This window comes from Clostridium lapidicellarium, from assembly GCF_041224415.1.
In the GTDB taxonomy this organism is placed as follows: domain Bacteria; phylum Bacillota; class Clostridia; order Clostridiales; family Clostridiaceae; genus Clostridium_B; species Clostridium_B lapidicellarium.
The window spans coordinates 197478-216070 of the sequence record NZ_JBGFFE010000001.1 but is presented as its reverse complement, the minus strand read 5'-3'; the positions used below and the strand labels follow the sequence as shown (position 1 = coordinate 216070).

Here is an 18593-nt window from a genome sequence, read left to right as displayed (position 1 = left end):
GTGATGTATTGATAAATACTAAAGGTTTACAGTATAATTGATAATAGGATATAATTAATTTATAGGGGGTTGATGAAAAGTGGATTTTAGTGAATTAAAAGACAGTGACAGGGCCGTTTTCGACATAATCAAAGAAGAAGCTGAGAGGCAGGAAAATGGCATAGAGCTGATTGCTTCGGAGAATTTTACCAGCAAATCTGTAATGGAAGCCATGGGATCTTTTCTCACCAATAAATATGCCGAGGGGTATCCCGGGAGGAGATACTATGGAGGGTGTTATGCAGTAGATAAAGTTGAAAATATTGCGAGAGACAGGATGAAAAAGCTCTTTGGAGGGGAACATGTAAATGTACAGCCTCATTCTGGTTCACAGGCAAATATGGCAGTGTACATGTCCGTATTGAAGCCGGGTGATACGGTTCTTGGCATGGGTTTAAGCTCTGGGGGACATTTGAGTCATGGAAGTAAGGTAAATTTTTCTGGAAAATTGTATAATTTTATTCCCTATGGATTGAATCCAGAAACAGAGAGAATTGATTATGAAAAGATGAGAGAACTGGCCCTTAAATATAAACCTAAAATGATAGTTTCAGGTGCAAGTGCATATTCAAGGGAAATAGATTTTAAGAAAATAAGGGATATATGCGATGAAGTTGGTGCGTACATGATGGTGGACATGGCACATATTGCAGGGCTTGTTGCGACAGGGAACCACATGTCTCCTGTACCCTATGCTGATTTTGTGACTACTACCACGCATAAAACACTGAGAGGGCCAAGAGGTGGAGCAATAATATGTAAGGAGAAATATGGAGCTGTTCTCGATAAGACGATTTTTCCCGGGATGCAGGGAGGTCCTCTTATGCATGTCATTGCGGGAAAAGCTGTCTGCTTTGGAGAAGCCCTTACAGATGAGTATAGAAAGTATATAGATCAAGTTGTGAAAAATGCCAGGGTACTGGCGCAGGAACTTAAAAAATATGGGTTTAGAATTGTAAGCGGGGGGACGGATAATCACCTTATGCTTGTAGATCTCACCGATAAAAAAATTACAGGGAAGGACCTGGAAAAACTTTTGGATACCGTGCATATAACTGTCAATAAGAATGCAATACCTTTTGACAAGCTCAGTCCCAATGTCACAAGCGGAATTAGATTGGGCACTCCTGCAGTCACTACCAGGGGCTTTAAGGAAGAGGAAATGAAAGAGATAGCTTATTTTATAAATTCAGTTGTAGATAATAGAGATAAAGATCTTGGCGGTATCAGAGAAAAGGTAATTGAATTGTGTCACAAATTCCCTTTATATAAATAATTCCACTTGATATTTTTGCTGTTTGCATATTTTGCGGGCAGCATTTTTGTCTTAACAATTATATTTTATATTTTCTCCGCATACAATTTATTAAAACTATAGCGGAGTTGAGTTAAATGATAAAAAAGGGAAAATTAATTGAAGTAGAAGATGTAAATTTATGCCAGAGTAAAAGAATAATCAAAGTATTTTTAAGGGGCATAAGTTTAAAAGATTGTGAATTTGGCGAACAGACTGAAATAATTACCAGCACGGGTCATGTAGTCAGAGGTATAGTTTCCAAGAATAAATATTTTTATGACAGTTCTAAAATATTTGGAAAGAATGTAAAAGAAATACTGTGTATTAAGTAATTGCAGCATGTTATTCACAAAGCCGTGTATCTATGATATAATATCTACGAATAATTTTAAAAAAAATATCATAAACGTTCGAAAAAAATGAAAAGCAAGGAGAGAAAATAAAATGGGTGTCAAAAGGCTATTTGTAGAGAAGAAAAGAGGATTTGATGTAGAGGCTCAGGGGTTCCTCAGAGATATCAGGGAAGGGCTTAATATTCATGGGCTGAAAGATGTAAGAATAGTAAACCGCTATGATATAGAAAATATCAGTGATGAAGAATACGAGAAATCGAAGTATACGATATTTTCTGAAAAAACTGTGGACAATATATATGATGAGGATTTGCCTGTAGATGAAAACACAAGACTTTTTGCTGTAGAGTATCTTCCGGGACAGTATGATCAGAGAGCCGATTCAGCATCTCAGTGTATTCAGATATTGACTCAAAGCGAAAAAACCCAGGTTGCATCTGCAAAGGTATATTTGATATTTGGAAATATATCAGATGAAGAGTTCGGTAAAATAAAGGATTATTGCATAAATCCTGTGGACTCGAGAGAAGCCTCCCTTGAAAAAGTTAAGAGCTTAAACAAAAAAATACATATTCCGGACATGGTAGAGGTACTCTCCGGTTTTGTGGATATGAGCCGTGATGCTTTGGAAGATTTCATAAAATCACGTGGACTTGCTATGAATATTGAAGATTTGATTTTCTGTCAGGGATATTTTCGGGAAAAAGAGAGAAGAAACCCTACAATAACTGAAATAAAGGTCATAGATACTTATTGGTCTGATCACTGCAGGCACACTACTTTTAACACTGAATTAAATAACGTGTCAATTGAGGAGGGAAAATATTCAATTCCAATAAAAAGAACTTATGAATATTATTTAAGATCAAGAAATAAGATATATAACGGTGGTGAAAAACCCAGATGCCTTATGGATATAGCTACCATTGGGATGAAAATACTCAGAAAAAGCGGTAAATTGAAGGATCTGGATGAATCCGACGAGATAAATGCATGCAGCGTAATTGTGAATGCAGATGTAGATGGCAAAGATGAAAAATGGCTTGTGATGTTTAAAAATGAGACACATAACCACCCTACTGAAATAGAGCCTTTTGGTGGGGCCGCAACTTGTCTTGGTGGTGCAATACGTGATCCATTGTCGGGAAGAGCCTATGTGTATCAAGCTATGAGAGTTACTGGAAGCGGGGACCCCAGAGTCAAAATTGAAGATACCTTAAAGGGAAAATTACCTCAGAAAAAAATAACTTTGGGAGCTGCCGGGGGATACAGCTCTTATGGAAATCAAATAGGCCTTGCAACAGGAATGGTTTCTGAGATATACGATGAAGATTATGTAGCAAAGAGAATGGAAATAGGGGCTGTCATAGGAGCTGTCCCATTTGAGAATGTCAGGAGAAGAAAACCTGCCGTACCTGATGTAATAATACTTTTAGGAGGCAGGACTGGAAGAGATGGATGCGGGGGGGCAACTGGCTCTTCCAAAAAGCATACGGAAACTTCAATATTGACTTCAGGTCCTGAAGTTCAAAAGGGAAATCCCGTTACTGAAAGGAAAATACAGAGGCTTTTTAGAAAGGAAGAAGTAAGCAAAATTATCAAAAGCTGCAATGATTTTGGAGCAGGGGGCGTATCTGTAGCCATAGGCGAACTGGCTGAAGGTCTTAGAATAAATTTGGATTTGGTGCCTAAAAAGTATGAGGGGCTTGATGGAACTGAACTTGCCATATCTGAATCCCAGGAGCGTATGGCAGTGGTTGTATCCAGAGAAAATGAAAAAAAATTCATAGAATATGCTGGAGAGGAAAATCTGGAGGCAACAAAAGTGGCAGAGGTAACTGACAGCGGAAGATTGGAGATGTTCTGGAAGGGAAACCCCATTGTGAATTTAAGCAGAAAATTTTTGGATACAAATGGTGTCAGGGCAAAAACAGACGTCAAGATCAAGTGCCCGGATGCTGCCGGTTATTTTGAAAATAGGGAAAACGGAATGACAGGTGAAGACAATGTCTCAAAATACTGGCTTGATGTGCTTCAGGATTTGAATGTATGCAGTCAAAGAGGATTGGTGGAGAGATTTGACAGCACTGTAGGAGCCTCCAGTATATTCATGCCCTATGGCGGAAAGTATCAGAGCACGCCTATAGAGGCCATGGCTGCCAAACTTCCCGTATTGAAGGGAGACACCAATACTGTTACACTTATGAGCTTTGGTTATAATCCGGACATAGCAAAGTGGAGTCCATTTCACAGTGCGGTATATGCAGTGCTGGAGTCAGTAGCCAGAGTTGTATGTGCAGGCGGAGAACTTGACAGTATAAAATTGACTTTTCAGGAATATTTTGAAAAATTGGGAAAGGATCCTTTTAAATGGGGAAAACCACTTGCAGCGCTTCTCGGCGCGCTGTATGCACAGAAAGATCTTGGAGTAGCAGCAATAGGCGGGAAAGACAGCATGTCTGGAAGTTTTAAGGATATGAATGTGCCCCCTACATTGGTTTCTTTTGCAGTTGCCACAGGGAGGGCTAACGAGCTTATATCACCTGAGTTTAAAGGGTATGGAAATTATGTAGTACTTGTATCCGCACCCAGGGATGATTTTCAGCTTCCCGATTTTAAAAAGATAAAGAAGAATTACAGCCTGATAGGCAAGTTGATATCAGGAGGCAGTATATTATCCGCAGGTACTGTAAAGAGGGGAGGTATCTGTGAAACTGTAAGCAAGATGAGCTTTGGAAACAGGATTGGACTGAAATTTGCAGATAGGAGTGTAGATCTGTTTTCACCGGATTATGGTTCTATAGTGGTGGAAGTTGATAAAAGCGTTGATTTGGAAAAGACATTTGGGGAAATAGATTATAAATTTCTTGGAATTACACAAAAACAGCAGTCAATAGATATGGGAAAAACTAAAATATCTGTTCTTGATATGCAAAGTTCCTGGGAAAAGAGTTTAGAGAGTATTTTTCCAACCAAGGCTCCAGTTGGAGACAGTGAAATAAAATTACATTATTTTAGGAGAGGGCACGGATTGTCTCCGGCGGTGAAAACAGTGAATCCTAAAGTTACTATTCCCGTATTTCCGGGAACCAACTGTGAATATGATTCTGCAAGAGCTTTTCAAAAGGCAGGTGCGAAGGTGGATACTGTTGTAGTCAGAAATTTGACTGCTGCTGAAATAGAAGAATCGGTGGATGCAATTGTAGATAGTATAAATTCATCTCAGATTATTATGATTCCGGGAGGCTTTAGTGCAGGGGATGAACCGGATGGATCCGGGAAATTTATTGCAGCTTTCTTTAGAAATTCGAAGGTGGAAGAAGCCGTGATGGAACTTTTAAATAAAAGAGACGGATTGATACTTGGAATATGCAACGGATTCCAGGCACTTATAAAATTAGGGCTGCTGCCTTTTGGAGAGATAAGGGACATAGAGGAGGATTACCCTACGCTTACTTATAATAAAATAGGAAGGCATGTATCCAGAGTGGTAAATACAAAGATCATCTCTAACCTGTCACCTTGGTTTAATAACGTGTCTGTAGGAGATGTATATTCTATAGCGGTTTCCCACGGGGAAGGAAGGTTTGTAGCAAATCCAGCTCTCATTGAGGATATGGAGAAGAGGGGGCAGATTGCTACTCAATATGTTAACTTTGAAGGTAACCCGTCCTACAATATAAAATTTAACCCAAATGGTTCCTATTGTGCAGTGGAAGGTATAACCAGCCCTGATGGGAGGGTGCTCGGTAAAATGGCTCATTCGGAGAGAATTGGAAAAAATATTATGAAGAACATTCCGGGCAGAAAGGATCAGAAATTATTCGAGGCAGGCGTTGATTATTTTAAAATTTGATTATGTATGGTAAATAATTGGTATTTTTGTTATAATGGCAATAAAGTATTGATGTAGGGATTTATGAATTTGACAGAGTATTGTATAATGTTTACTGTAATGGTTGAAATTAATCCTATTTTACATTGGGGGAGATATTGATGACTAAACCTATAATTATGACTGATGCAGGATGTGATTTACCGAGAAGTTTTATGGTAGAAAAAAATATTCCATTTTTAGGCCTGATGTGTCATTTTAAAAGCAGGGATTATGAAGACGACTTTGGGAAATCTTTGAGTTTTAAAGAATTTTACAGCGGACTGCGAAATGGAGAAATGCCGTATACATCTCAGATAAATGAGTACAGATTTGCTGAAAAATTTAAAGAATTACTGGAAGAAAAGAGACCGATTATATATATAGGGTTGTCTTCAGCATTGAGTGGAACCCTTAATAGTTCAAAGCTGGCAAGGGAATCCGTAATCAGTGAATTCAAAGATGCGGATATAACCGTAGTCGACAGCAAGGGAGGCTCCATAGGAGTTGGACTTTTAGTATATGTTGCCCATAAAATGGCAGAAGAAGGTAAGAGCAAAGATGAAATTGTAAACTGGTTGGAGAAAAATAAATTGAAGGTAAATTACTGGTTTATGGTGGAAGATCTCAAGCATCTAAAAAAGGGCGGAAGAATATCTTCCTCCAAGGCTGTTATAGGAACTCTTTTAGATGTAAAACCTATAATATATATATGCAGTGATGGGACTCTTAAAAATGTAGCCAATGTTAGAGGAAGAAAAAAGGGGATCAAATATCTAGTGGATAGGTTTAAAGAGAGGGCAGTAAATACTGAAGGACAGGTTATATGTATTTCCCATGGGGATTGTCCAGAAGATGCAAATTTTCTAAAGAGCGTGCTTGAGAGGGAATTTCCCAATAATAAATTTATCATAGCCCCTCTGGGGCTTGGCATGGCTACGCATTGCGGGTCCGGAATGCTTTCACTCTGTTTTTTTGCAAATAAAAGATAAACTATTGATTTATATAAAAAAAGCACCAGATATCTGGCGCTTTTTTTTATTATTTGTATTGATATTTTATAAATTAACTGGTAAAATAACATCAATGGCTAATTTTATACTTCACCGAATTAAAAGATTAGCATGATAAAATAAGGAAGTGGACTCTATGGGCAATTGGAAGGGGTATATACCTGACGGAACAAAGGATATTTTATTTGAAGAATGCAGCAAAAAAATAAATTTAGAAAATATATTGAGAAAAATTTATGTATCCAGCGGATACATGGAGGTAAAATCTCCTACCCTGGAATTCTATGACACCTTCAGCGGGAAAAATTCCATAGTGCCTCAGGAGAGAATATACAAATTGATTGACAGGCAGGGAAGAATCCTGGTGCTGAAAGCTGATATGACTACGCCTATTGCAAGAATTGCAGGGACGAAACTGGAAAAGGTGATTCATCCTCTCAGATTGTGCTATAACTCGAATGTATACAGGGCAAGTGAAAGTTTGAAAGGGAAAAACAGTGAAATAACCCAGTCGGGTATTGAGATTATAGGGGCGGATAATATTGCTGCAGATGCAGAGGTTATAATGACTGGAATAACGTGCCTTCTGAATTGCGGCCTTAAAAATTTCAAAATAGAAATTGGTCATGCCAAGCTGTTTAATGCTCTGGTAAAACCGCTGAATGTAGATGCTGAGATAAAAGAGGAGCTGAGAAAAAGCATAGATATGAAAAATTTTACATTGCTGAAAAAAATACTGCGTGCAAATAGGGACAGGCTTGATAAAGATTCTTTTAATATTTTAAGCGAACTGCCTGGGCTCTTTGGGGGTGTGGAGGCAATTGAAAAGGCAGCTGATATTACCGGCAATGAAGAAGCTTTAAAATGTCTTGAAGATATTGAAAAAGTATATAAAACTGTAAAAAGTACAGGGCTTGAGAGGTATTTGGCCGTAGATCTGGGTATGGCATACCATATGGATTACTATACCGGGATAATATTCAGAGGTTATACTCATGGCTTTGGGGAGGACATATTAAGTGGAGGCAGATATGATAATTTGATAGGTCAGTTTGGAGATGAGGAACCTGCTGTGGGTTTTGCCATAGATGTGGATGGAGTAATGGCCGCACTTGAATTCAGTAATGGATTTTGTAATGAAATACATAAAAAAGTACTGATATACTGTGATAAAAAAGATTTTGAAAGTGCGTATGAAAAAGCTCTTAAATTTAGAAATGACGGTATAATTGCAGAAATGAGCCTTATTGATGATGAGAGAGAAGCAAGGAAATATGCAGATGAGAAGGATATGGAATTTATTAAAATAGGGGATGGAAAAAATTAAATGGTAAATGTGAAAAAAGTGCGAATAGCTCTAACTAAAGGGAGAATTGAAAAAGAGGCAGTTAATATGTTCCAGAGGGCACACATAGACTGCAGTGCAATTATGAACAAGGGCAGAAAGCTTATATTTCACGATTATAAGGATAATATAGATTTTGTTCTGGTAAAAGCTCAAGATGTACTCACCTATATAGAACATGGAGTGGTCGATATGGGAATAGTGGGAAAAGACACACTTCTTGAACAGAATAAGAATTTTTATGAAGTACTGGATCTTGGATTCGGGCGGTGTAAGTTTTCACTGGCTGGTCCCAAGAATTCCAATTTCTATTCCGGCTACAACAGGAAGAAAGTTGCGACGAAATACCCGAATGTAGCCAGAAATTATTTTAGAAAACTAGGGCAGGATGTTGAAATCATAAAGATAGAGGGTTCTGTGGAACTGGCTCCTATACTGGGACTTTCGGACGCTATAGTTGATATAGTTGAGACAGGAAACACCTTGAGGGAGAACGGGCTTGTTATTTACAAGGACATATGCAGCATAAGTGCCAGGATGGTAGTCAATGTGGCCAGCATGAAGATGAAAAAAAGTGAGATACAGACAATAATAGATAGAGTCCAAATACAGGTAAATACCAGAGGAAAGGTTTTGAGTTAGGAGGAGAACAATGGCAGATGATATTGTAAATATAATATTTGCAAATACTGAAAAAGGAAAAAAATACCTGGATAATTTCAGAAATAGAGAAGAAAAAAATCAACAAAATGTAACTGAAACAGTCGGAGGAATATTAAAAGACATAAGAGAAAATGGAGATAGAGCTCTCATAAAGTATACAGGCAGATTTGACAGTAAAAAAATAAACAAAAGTAATATTCTTGTAACTGATCGAGAAATAAAAGACGCCTATGAAGCTTCAGGGAGTAAATTTATAAAAGCATTGAAGGCGGCAGCTAAAAATATAATTTTCTTCCATGAAAGGCAGAAGAGAAATTCCTGGATGGTTACCGGTGACAATGGGGTGATATTGGGGCAGCAGGTCAGGCCATTAGAGAAAGTAGGCATATATGTACCAGGAGGTACGGCTGCGTATCCCTCTTCTGTACTTATGAACGCCCTTCCTGCCAAAGTTGCAGGAGTCAGGGACATTACCATGGTTACACCGCCATTGAAGGATGGAACTGTAAATCCTAAAATTTTGGCAGCTGCAGATTTGGCAGGGGTAAATAAAATTTATAAGGCCGGCGGGGCTCAGGCCATAGGTGCATTGGCTTTTGGTACTGAGACGATCTGTAAGGTTGATAAAATAGTTGGCCCGGGAAATATATATGTGGCCATGGCTAAAAAAAGCGTATATGGTTTTGTAGATATAGATATGATAGCGGGTCCGAGTGAAATATTCATAATTGCAGATAAAAGTGCAGATCCACGTTATTTAGCCGCAGATATGATGTCCCAGGCAGAACATGATGTGCTTGCATCTGCAGTGCTGGCCGTGACTTCTGAAAAATTAGCTCTCAAAGTAAAGGAAGAACTTGTAAAACAGATAGGAACCCTTGAGAGAAAGGACATTATACTGCAGTCTTTGAAAAACAGAGGTGCTGTGTTTGTAGTTAGCAGTGTAGAGGAAGGTGTAGATTTGGCCAACAGGATAGCACCAGAGCACTTGGAACTGTGTATATCAGATCCATTTTCAATATTGGGGGAAGTTAAAAATGCGGGTTCGGTGTTTATGGGAAACTTTTCACCGGAACCTCTCGGGGATTACATGGCAGGTCCGAACCATATACTTCCAACTGGCGGGACAGCAAAGTTTTTCTCACCCCTTTCAGTGGATGATTTTATAAAAAAATTCAGCTTTACCCACTATTCTAAAAAGTCACTTCTGAAAGTAAGCGGCGATATAATGGAACTTGCCAGATCAGAAGGGCTTACGGCTCATGCAAATTCCATAAAAGTCAGAATGGAAGGATAACAGATAAGGAGGAGGACATTTTTATGAGAGTAGGAAAGATTTCCAGGCAAACCCTTGAAACAGATATACAGATAAAAATAGATCTGGACGGCAGCGGAGAGAATCATGTGAATACGGGAATAGGTTTTTTTAATCATATGCTTTCTCTGGCGGCAAAACATGGAACAGTGGATTTGGATGTACTGGCAAAAGGTGATCTGGATGTGGATTTTCACCACACCGTGGAGGATACGGGAATTGTCCTGGGAAAATGTATAGAAAATGCCCTGGGAAATAAAAGAAATATAAAGAGATACGGTACGTTTTTTGTACCTATGGATGAAAGCTTATCTATGGTATGCGTGGATTTAAGCGGGAGGCCGTATCTTGTATTTGACGCCGATTTTCCCGCCGAAAAGGTTGGACAGATGGATACGGAACTTGTGGAAGAGTTTTTTAGGGCCCTGGCTTTTAACGCAGATATGACACTTCATGTAAAGGTGCTTTATGGTAGAAACACACACCATATGATAGAGGGAATATTTAAAGCTTTTGGGCATGCATTTAGAGAGGCAGTGACTGTGGACAGAAGTATAAAAGGGGTAATGTCTACCAAAGGCAGCCTTTGAACTGTAAACTGTAAATTGTAAATTGTAAAAAGGTGGTTTTAAATTGATCTGTATTGTGGATTATGGCATGGGAAATTTGAAGAGCGTTCAAAAAGCACTTGATTATATTGGGGCGGATAATAAGATAACTTCAGATGAATGTGAAATAAAAAACAGCAGTGGAATTATACTCCCCGGGGTGGGTGCTTTTCCCGAGGCCATGAAAAATTTAAGAAAAAGGAATTTGGACAAAATCCTGAAAGAAGAATCTGAAAGAGGAAAACCTCTTATTGGAATATGCCTTGGCATGCAGCTCTTGTTTGATGCTGGAGAGGAAATAGAAGAGTGTGAAGGACTTGGACTTATATGGGGGAAAATAGTCAAACTGCATGGAGATATAAAAATACCCCATATGGGATGGAATAATTTGATAATTGACAGGCAATGTGAAATTTTAAAGGGTATTCCGGAGAATAGTTATGTGTATTTTGTGCATTCCTATTATGGAAAACTTAAATTCGGCGGAGATTTAAGTGCCCACAGCGTCTACGGAGAGGTAGATATACCTGCCGTAGTCAATAGGGGCAGCGTCTATGGAACTCAATTTCACCCGGAAAAAAGCGGCAGTGTAGGTATGAGAATATTAAAAAATTTTATAGATATGACAGTTTAAACTGTAGAGATCTGAGGAGGAATTCTAGTATGTTGATACTTCCGGCAATAGACTTGAAAAACGGCAAATGTGTCAGGCTGTATCAGGGTAAATTTGAAAAATTGGATGTGGTGGGGGATGATCCGGTAAAGATAGCGCTGGATTTTAAAAAAGCCGGTGCAGAGTATATCCATATGGTTGATTTGGACGGGGCTCTTGATGGAAAGATAAAAAATAAAGAAGCTATATCAGAAGTTATAAAAACATCTCAGATTCCAGTGGAACTTGGAGGAGGTATAAGGAATTTGAGTACCGTGGAAAGTCTTGTACAACTTGGGGTATCAAGAGTGATACTTGGGACTGCAGCTTTAAAAGATCCCGGATTTGTAAAAGATGCTGTAAAAAAATATGACGGGAAAATAGCCGTGGGAATAGATGCAAAAGATGAAAAAGTTGCAGTAAATGGCTGGACAAATATAAGTAATGTGGAGTATACGGATTTTGCAAGGCAGATGGAGTATATAGGAGTTAAAACCATTATATTTACGGACATAAGTAAAGATGGAACCCTTGGGGGACCCAGTCTAAAACAGCTTTCAAAAATTCAAAATTCCGTCAGCTGTAGAATAATAGCTTCTGGTGGGATTAAGAACATAGAGGATTTACAGAACATAGATAAAATGGGCATATATGGAGCAATTGTAGGCAAGGCCCTGTATGCAGGAAATATAGATTTAAAAAGTTCTATAGAATTATTCAGGTAAAATTAATAGAAGGTGATAAATTATGGGCAAGTACTGGAGTAAAACTACAGAAAGCATAACACCCTATGTGTGCGGTGAACAGCCTAAAGACAAAAAATATATAAAATTAAACACCAATGAAAGTCCTTATGCACCGTCGCCCAAAGTGTTAAATGCCATAAAAAGTGCGGCAGATGAAGATATCAGGTTGTATCCGGATCCGAACTGTGACAGGCTTAGAAAAACTATTTCCTCCTATTACGGTTTGAGAAGTGATCAGGTTTTTGTGGGAAACGGCTCCGATGAAGTTTTGGCGATGTCTTTTCTGGCATTCTTTAATGGAGATGAAGCCATAGTATTTCCGGATGTTAGCTACAGCTTTTATCCCGTATATGCCGGCCTGTATGGTATAAAGTACAGATTGGCAAAGCTGAATGAAGATTTTTCGATTCCGGTTGAAGAATTCCTGAAATCAAATGGTGGAGTGGTATTTCCAAATCCGAATGCTCCTACGGGAAGGTGCATGGATACCGAGAAAATAAGGGAAATTTTAAAAAATAACAGAGATAGGGTAGTCATAATAGATGAAGCCTATGTGGATTTTGGAGGAAACTCCGTGGTTGGCCTTATAAAGGATTATCCCAACTTGCTGGTAGTGCAGACCTTATCCAAATCCCGCTCTCTAGCCGGGCTCCGTGTGGGATTTGCACTGGGGCAGGAGGAGCTTATTGAGGGGCTCAACAGAATAAAAAATTCTTTTAACTCCTATACTGTAAACAGAGTTTCAAATGCTGCTGCAGTAGCTGCCATGGAAGATGAGAAGTATTTTGAAGAATGTGTGGGAAAAATAGTAAGTACAAGGGAAACAACCGTAAGACGGCTGGAGAAGCTGGGGTTTAAAGTCATACCTTCAAAATCAAACTTTATATTTATAACTCATCCTCTCTTTGCCGCCAGGGAACTCTTTGCAAAATTAAGGGAAAAAGGTGTTCTTGTAAGGTATTTTGATAAAGATAGAATAGACAATTACATGAGAGTGACCATAGGCTCGGATAATGATATGAATGTTTTTATAGAAAAAGTCAAGGAAATTATAGGGAAAGGGGTGTAATGCTTGCTTACCAAAAGAATAATTCCCTGCCTGGATGTTGACATGGGCAAGGTTGTCAAGGGAATAAATTTTGTTGACCTGCAGGATGTGGGAGATCCTGTGAAAATAGCCCAGCACTACGACAAGCAGGGGGCAGATGAGATAGTATTTTTGGATATTACGGCCACTCATGAAAAAAGGAAGACAATAGTGAATCTGGTGGAGAAAACAGCTGAAAAAGTATTTATCCCCCTTACGGTGGGCGGTGGAATATCCAGCTTAGATGATTTTAAGAACATACTCAGGGCAGGAGCCGATAAGATTTCAGTAAATTCTTCTGCTGTAAAAAACCCAGGATTGATATATGAAGCTGCGGATAAATTTGGTTCCCAGTGCGTGGTAGTGGCAGTGGATGCTAAAAAGAGGAAGAATAAAAAAGGGTGGGACGTGTTTGTAGAAGGCGGCAGGGAAAATACCGGCATGGACGCAGTAGAGTGGATTAAAAAAGCGGAAAGCCTGGGAGCGGGAGAGGTGCTCTTGACGAGTATGGATGCAGATGGCACTGAAGGTGGATATGACATAGAACTTACCAGAGCCGTATGCAGTGCCGTAAATATTCCCGTAATAGCTTCCGGAGGATGCGGTTCTCTAAAGGATTTTTATCGTGTGTTCAATGAGACGGGTGCAGATGCGGCGCTGGCGGCTTCACTGTTTCACTATGGAGAACTTACTGTTTGTGATGTCAAACAGTATCTTAAGGACAGGGATGTTCCAGTCAGGATGTAATATATTTGCATTTTATAGTTTGAATCAGAAAAGGTGACAGTGGATGGATAGGAAAATTTTAGACAATATGGATTTCAAAAAGTCGGGAGGTCTTGTTCCGGCAATTGTACAGGATTTTGAAAATGGTGAAGTGCTTATGCTGGCATATGTTAATAGGGAATCCCTTGAAAGAACCATTGAAACGGGGAAGACCTGGTTTTGGAGCAGATCCAGGAACAAACTGTGGAATAAGGGTGAAACTTCCGGACATTATCAGTATGTAAAAAATATAAAAGTTGACTGTGATTATGACACTATTTTGATAGAGGTCAAGCAGGTGGGAGCAGCTTGCCATACAGGAAGAAGAAGCTGTTTTTATAGGAAATTATATTAAAAGGAGTGTGTATTTTAATGGAATTACAGAAAATATTGGAGGAACTATGCGGTGTTATAGAAGATAGAAAGGTAAATCCAATAGAGGGTTCCTATACGAATTATCTTTTTAGAGAGGGGATTGACAAGATACTTAAAAAAGTTGGAGAAGAGGCTTCTGAGGTGATAATTGCCAGTAAGAATGACAATAAAAAAGAAGAAGTATACGAAATATGTGATCTCATATATCATCTTTTGGTCCTGATGTCAAATCAGAAAGTGAGCCTGGAGGATATAACCCGGGAACTTGAAAGAAGAAGACAGAAAATATGCAATAAAAAACCTGAAAGGAAGATCATGGAAGGAATACACTGATATCTTGATGCCGGGGACGCATGTGCCCTGGCTCTTGTTTTGCAAAATATTTAATAAATAATTTAAAATTTATGTATTAAATAATCGAGTGATCTTCCCTATAATATAATAGGTAGTATAAAATGTAAAAGTTGGTGAAGTATGAAAAACATAAAAGCAAATTTTTTGCCTTTGGGCCTGATGCTCCTCATACCTGCTGTGAACATAATGTATGGAAAATTGAATAATTCAATTAACGGGTGTTATAATCTGGTCACCAGTTTTGACAGGGATGTTCCCTTTATAAAAGAATTTATAATTCCCTATTGGATGTGGTATCCTTTTGTGATCTTGAGTATTTTGTACATTTATCTTAACTGCAGGGAAGCTTACTATAAGACTATAATAACTATTGTCCTGGGAATGATGCTGTGTTATGTAATTTATTTTTTCTTTCAAACTACAGTTCCAAGACCTGCTGTCTATGGAAATGATATCTTTTCACGTATTATAAGGCTGACATACAGGCTGGATAAACCATTTAACTGTTTCCCGAGCATACATGTCCTGACATGCTATGCTGTTGACAGAGGGGCGGGGGAAGTGAAAAAATCCTCCAATAAACTTATTATAGATTTTTTCTCGGTATTGATAATGTTATCCACACAATTTGTAAAGCAGCATGTGATTTTGGATTTGATCTTTGCAGTACTGATGGCCGAGATCATATACAGATTTTTTGCTGTTCCCATTCTGGAGAAAAGTCTGGTATTTTATAAATGGACTGCATTCAAATTTTTTGCATAATGGATTATAATATAGAAGTAATCTTCAGCCAGTAGGCAGGAGAAAGAGGACAAGGGGGATATGATATGGATAGATCTGAATTTTTGTCTGAGCTGGTGGAAGTGTCTGCCAAGCCTATATTTCAGGCAAAAAATTATTGGCATAAAAGTGTGTACGATACTTTGGAGACCAGAAAAAAAGCTGCAGGGAAAATTGAAAATTATGAGTCAACTTTGAAAGCTGGCATTGTATCGATGAAAAAACTTTGGGCAAAGCATCTGAAAATGATGGAAAAATGGGCCCAAAATGGTAAAATACCTGGTACGGACGAGATGGGAAAAGCTATAGAAAATATTGAAAGAGAATCTGAGACGGAAGTTTCAAAGGGCAGAGTGGTTTTTAAAAACGGAGATAAGTTAAATGGGGATGAACTTGACTTTATAAAGAGGTACAGCTCCATAGAGAATTTGAATGAGAGAATAATATCCATGGAGGAAGATTACCTGTATCTCAGAATAAGGGATTATATAATTTTGAATCTATATCAGTTTTTAGCCCAAAATGAGGAGATGTCAAATAATATATTGAAATGGGGAGCACATGGCAGTATAAAAGAACTTTTTGACCTGATTTCCAAATATGCTGACAGGTGCATGTATACTGATTTGGAGTAGATGAAGTTGTAATGGAAGGAAGAGAGGTGAAAATACCTGATTGCCCGGTATTTAGAGCTCAGGAACGTTGTTGAACATTAAAGTAGTAAATCAAGTGATAATATTGTCAATTATGATGTTGGTTGGAGTTTTCGCAAGAAAGAAGGATATAATAACCAAGGAATCAGTAAAAAGTCTTTCAAATTTTTTATTGGATATAACTCTTCCAGCTTTACTTTTGACGTCTTTTAACTATAATTATTCAGAAAAAATGGTAAAAAATGCAGAAAGCATATTTCTATGTTCTGCGGTAATTCAGATAATTTTCATATTATTGAGTAAGTTTTTTGTTTTACATAATAAAGACAGGGTTAAAAGTGTACTTAGATTTTCAAGTATATTTCCCAACAGCGGGTTCATGGGGTATCCCGTATTGGAAGGAATATTCGGTAAAATAGGAATATTTTATGGTGCCATATTCAACATACCTTATAATTTACTCATGTTCAGCGTAGGGGTAGTACTTTATACGGGTAAAAATAATATGAAAACCGTGAAAAATGCGCTTTTAAACCCTGCTGTAATTTCAACAGTGATTGGTTTTTTGATGTTTGTATTTTCAATTAAATTGCCTTATACTCTATATACTGCAGTCAGTACGGTGGGTTCGATGACTACTCCTCTTTCCATGATTATAGTCGGATCCATGCTGTCAGAGGCAAGATTAAAAGATATTTTTTCAGAGCTTATGGTATATTACGGATGTTTTTTAAGATTGATAGTAATGCCGCTGCTTACCGTATTTATATTGAGAATTTTCCATGTGGACACACTTATGATTCAAATATGTGCTGTAATTGAGGCCATGCCTGCAGCAGTAGTAGCTTCCATATTTGCTGAAAAATACAATGCAGATTATAAACTGGCCGCTAGAATAATATTTATGAGTACTATAATATCAATGTTTACTATCCCACTTATAACCATGATTTTGAAATATATAATTTAAAATTTACAGGAGGTAATATATTTTGTTTGATACACATGTACACACTACTTTTTCAACGGATTCGGAAATGAAGATAGAGTGTGCCAGAAAGTATGCCAGGGAAAATGCTATGTCTCTCATAATAACCGAACATATGGATATTAATTTTCCACAGAAAGATTCTTTCCGCTTTGATGTGGATAAATACTTTCGGGAATATTCCAGGTGGAGAAATGATAATTTGCTTTTGGGAATAGAACTTGGAATGAAGGAAGATTGCCTGAAGGAAAGCAGGGAGCTTATAGAAAACAATCCATTTGATTATGTAATAGGTTCTACACATCTGGTTGATAATAAGGATTTATATTCTCCTGATTATTATAGGGGAAAAAGTAAAAAAGAGACCTATTCCAAATATTTTCAAGCCATACTGGATAATTTAAGTAAATTTGACTTTATAGACAGCCTTGGGCATATTGACTATATAGCCAGATATTCTGGATATGAAGATAGTGAATTATACTGCAGCAGTTTTTCGGAGATAATAGATGAGATATTTAAAAAACTTATAGATCAGGATAAATGTCTTGAGCTGAATACCCGAAGGCTCGGAAATAAGAGTGCAATCCAAAATATGATAGAGATGTATAAGAAGTTTGGTGAACTTGGCGGAAAATACATAACTATAGGTTCTGATGCCCACAATTCCTATAATATAGGCTCTAACTTCAAAAGTGCAGTTGAGATTGCAGGACTCTGCAACCTGAAAGTTGTGTATTTTAAAAATAGAAAAAAAGAATACGATAAAAATTTATTGTAGGAGGGATTATTGTATTATGGAATTCACAAAAAATATGACAGAAACCATTGAAAATATAGGAAAAGGAAGGGCTTTTTTGACAAGCAAGTATAACGGAAAGGTAAACACCATGACCATAGGGTGGGGAAGTATTGGCATTGTTTGGCAAAAACCGATTTTTACCGTGCTTGTAAGGCAGTCCAGATATACTAGAGAATTTATGGAAAAGAGCAATAATTTTACTGTAAGCGTATGTTTTGATGATAGTATGAAAAAGGCCTTTAACATATGCGGAACAAAATCAGGAAGGGATATAGATAAATTCAAGGAGTGCAATCTGAAGACAGTTCCGGGTAAAAGTGTTGATAGTCCTGTCATAGCTGGATGCAGCATGTACTATGAATGTAAGATTGTATATAAGCAGGATATGGATAGGAAATTTTTATCCAAAAATATAGATTCAAATTGTTACAGCGGCAGTTATGCAGGAAATTATCACAAGATCTACTATGGAGAGATAGTGAACTGTTATCAGGGTTAATATTTGAAATTTCCAATTGAAGCCAGGTAAAAAGCAGCCATGAAATTGCGTAAAAACGATGGATGGCTGCTTTTATTTTGGTTAAATCATTTTCGTATACTGATTTAAGGCTCTTTTCAAACTTTCAATTTGAGGTTCCCTGTCACCTTTGCGTAGTGCATCCAGGACACAGTATTCCAAGTGATCTTCAAGTATTATCTGGCTGATTTTCTGCAGTGCTGCTTTTGCCGAATTGAGCTGGATGATTATTTCATCACAGGGTTTGTCATCTTCCAACATTTTGCATATACCTTTTAATTGCCCCTGAACTCTGTTGATTCTTTTGCAAAGTTTATTTACATCATGGTGCTGACAAGCTGGCATAAAATCACTCCCCTCGAAT

General features: G+C 37.8%; 20 protein-coding genes. 19 read left to right on the top strand and 1 reads right to left on the bottom strand.

Annotated elements, in window-relative coordinates; all coding sequences use genetic code 11:
• Positions 1–79 precede the first annotated feature (79 nt).
• From glyA to AB8S09_RS00985, 19 genes are all read left to right on the top strand, one after another.
• The gene (glyA, locus tag AB8S09_RS01075) at positions 80–1315 is read left to right on the top strand and encodes a serine hydroxymethyltransferase (RefSeq protein WP_294183956.1); all 1236 of its coding nucleotides are present in this window, start codon (positions 80–82) and stop codon (positions 1313–1315) included.
• 116 nt (positions 1316–1431) lie between these two features.
• Positions 1432–1668, top strand: a complete 237-nt coding sequence (locus AB8S09_RS01070) for a hypothetical protein (protein ID WP_294183955.1) — start codon at positions 1432–1434, stop codon at positions 1666–1668.
• Between the two features lie 112 nt (positions 1669–1780).
• Entirely contained in the window at positions 1781–5545 is a 3765-nt protein-coding gene (locus AB8S09_RS01065) for a phosphoribosylformylglycinamidine synthase (RefSeq protein ID WP_294183953.1), read from the top strand.
• Between the two features lie 140 nt (positions 5546–5685).
• Complete coding sequence (locus tag AB8S09_RS01060) at positions 5686–6555, top strand: DegV family protein (protein ID WP_369868333.1); 870 nt, start codon at positions 5686–5688, stop codon at positions 6553–6555.
• A gap of 157 nt (positions 6556–6712) precedes the next feature.
• Positions 6713–7903, top strand: coding sequence for an ATP phosphoribosyltransferase regulatory subunit (gene hisZ, locus AB8S09_RS01055; RefSeq protein ID WP_294183950.1), 1191 nt, complete (start codon positions 6713–6715; stop codon positions 7901–7903).
• Positions 7904–8563, top strand: a complete 660-nt coding sequence (hisG, locus tag AB8S09_RS01050) for an ATP phosphoribosyltransferase (RefSeq protein ID WP_294183948.1) — start codon at positions 7904–7906, stop codon at positions 8561–8563.
• 10 nt (positions 8564–8573) lie between these two features.
• On the top strand, positions 8574–9881 hold the full coding sequence (gene hisD, locus AB8S09_RS01045) for a histidinol dehydrogenase (protein WP_369868332.1): 1308 nt from the start codon (positions 8574–8576) through the stop codon (positions 9879–9881).
• 23 nt (positions 9882–9904) lie between these two features.
• Positions 9905–10489, top strand: a complete 585-nt coding sequence (gene hisB, locus AB8S09_RS01040) for an imidazoleglycerol-phosphate dehydratase HisB (RefSeq protein WP_369868331.1) — start codon at positions 9905–9907, stop codon at positions 10487–10489.
• Positions 10490–10532: 43 nt separating this feature from the next.
• Entirely contained in the window at positions 10533–11141 is a 609-nt protein-coding gene (hisH, locus tag AB8S09_RS01035; protein WP_294183942.1) for an imidazole glycerol phosphate synthase subunit HisH, read from the top strand.
• 29 nt (positions 11142–11170) lie between these two features.
• Positions 11171–11884 carry a 1-(5-phosphoribosyl)-5-[(5-phosphoribosylamino)methylideneamino]imidazole-4-carboxamide isomerase gene (gene hisA, locus AB8S09_RS01030; protein WP_294183940.1) on the top strand — a complete coding sequence of 238 codons (714 nt, stop codon included), beginning with the start codon at positions 11171–11173 and terminating at the stop codon, positions 11882–11884.
• A gap of 22 nt (positions 11885–11906) precedes the next feature.
• A complete protein-coding gene (hisC, locus tag AB8S09_RS01025; protein WP_294183939.1) occupies positions 11907–12974 on the top strand; it encodes a histidinol-phosphate transaminase in 1068 nt (355 codons plus the stop codon).
• A gap of 3 nt (positions 12975–12977) precedes the next feature.
• On the top strand, positions 12978–13739 hold the full coding sequence (gene hisF / locus AB8S09_RS01020) for an imidazole glycerol phosphate synthase subunit HisF (protein ID WP_369868330.1): 762 nt from the start codon (positions 12978–12980) through the stop codon (positions 13737–13739).
• A gap of 43 nt (positions 13740–13782) precedes the next feature.
• On the top strand, positions 13783–14112 hold the full coding sequence (hisI, locus tag AB8S09_RS01015) for a phosphoribosyl-AMP cyclohydrolase (protein WP_294183936.1): 330 nt from the start codon (positions 13783–13785) through the stop codon (positions 14110–14112).
• 17 nt (positions 14113–14129) lie between these two features.
• Positions 14130–14465 (top strand): phosphoribosyl-ATP diphosphatase, encoded by a 336-nt coding sequence (hisE, locus tag AB8S09_RS01010; protein ID WP_294183935.1) that lies wholly within the window; start codon positions 14130–14132, stop codon positions 14463–14465.
• 141 nt (positions 14466–14606) lie between these two features.
• Complete coding sequence (locus AB8S09_RS01005; RefSeq protein WP_294183934.1) at positions 14607–15251, top strand: phosphatase PAP2 family protein; 645 nt, start codon at positions 14607–14609, stop codon at positions 15249–15251.
• Between the two features lie 65 nt (positions 15252–15316).
• The gene (locus tag AB8S09_RS01000) at positions 15317–15904 is read left to right on the top strand and encodes a hypothetical protein (RefSeq protein WP_369868328.1); all 588 of its coding nucleotides are present in this window, start codon (positions 15317–15319) and stop codon (positions 15902–15904) included.
• A 94-nt stretch (positions 15905–15998) separates the two neighbouring features.
• Positions 15999–16892 carry an AEC family transporter gene (locus AB8S09_RS00995; protein ID WP_294183930.1) on the top strand — a complete coding sequence of 298 codons (894 nt, stop codon included), beginning with the start codon at positions 15999–16001 and terminating at the stop codon, positions 16890–16892.
• Positions 16893–16914: 22 nt separating this feature from the next.
• Positions 16915–17691: a histidinol phosphate phosphatase gene (locus AB8S09_RS00990; RefSeq protein WP_294183928.1), complete on the top strand. Its 777-nt coding sequence runs from the start codon at positions 16915–16917 to the stop codon at positions 17689–17691.
• Between the two features lie 16 nt (positions 17692–17707).
• Positions 17708–18211 (top strand): flavin reductase family protein, encoded by a 504-nt coding sequence (locus AB8S09_RS00985; protein WP_294183925.1) that lies wholly within the window; start codon positions 17708–17710, stop codon positions 18209–18211.
• Positions 18212–18292: 81 nt separating this feature from the next.
• Here the strand turns inward: AB8S09_RS00985 and AB8S09_RS00980 are convergent, their stop codons facing one another.
• Positions 18293–18574 carry a metal-sensitive transcriptional regulator gene (locus AB8S09_RS00980; protein ID WP_294183924.1) on the bottom strand — a complete coding sequence of 94 codons (282 nt, stop codon included), beginning with the start codon at positions 18572–18574 and terminating at the stop codon, positions 18293–18295.
• Positions 18575–18593: the final 19 nt, after the last annotated feature.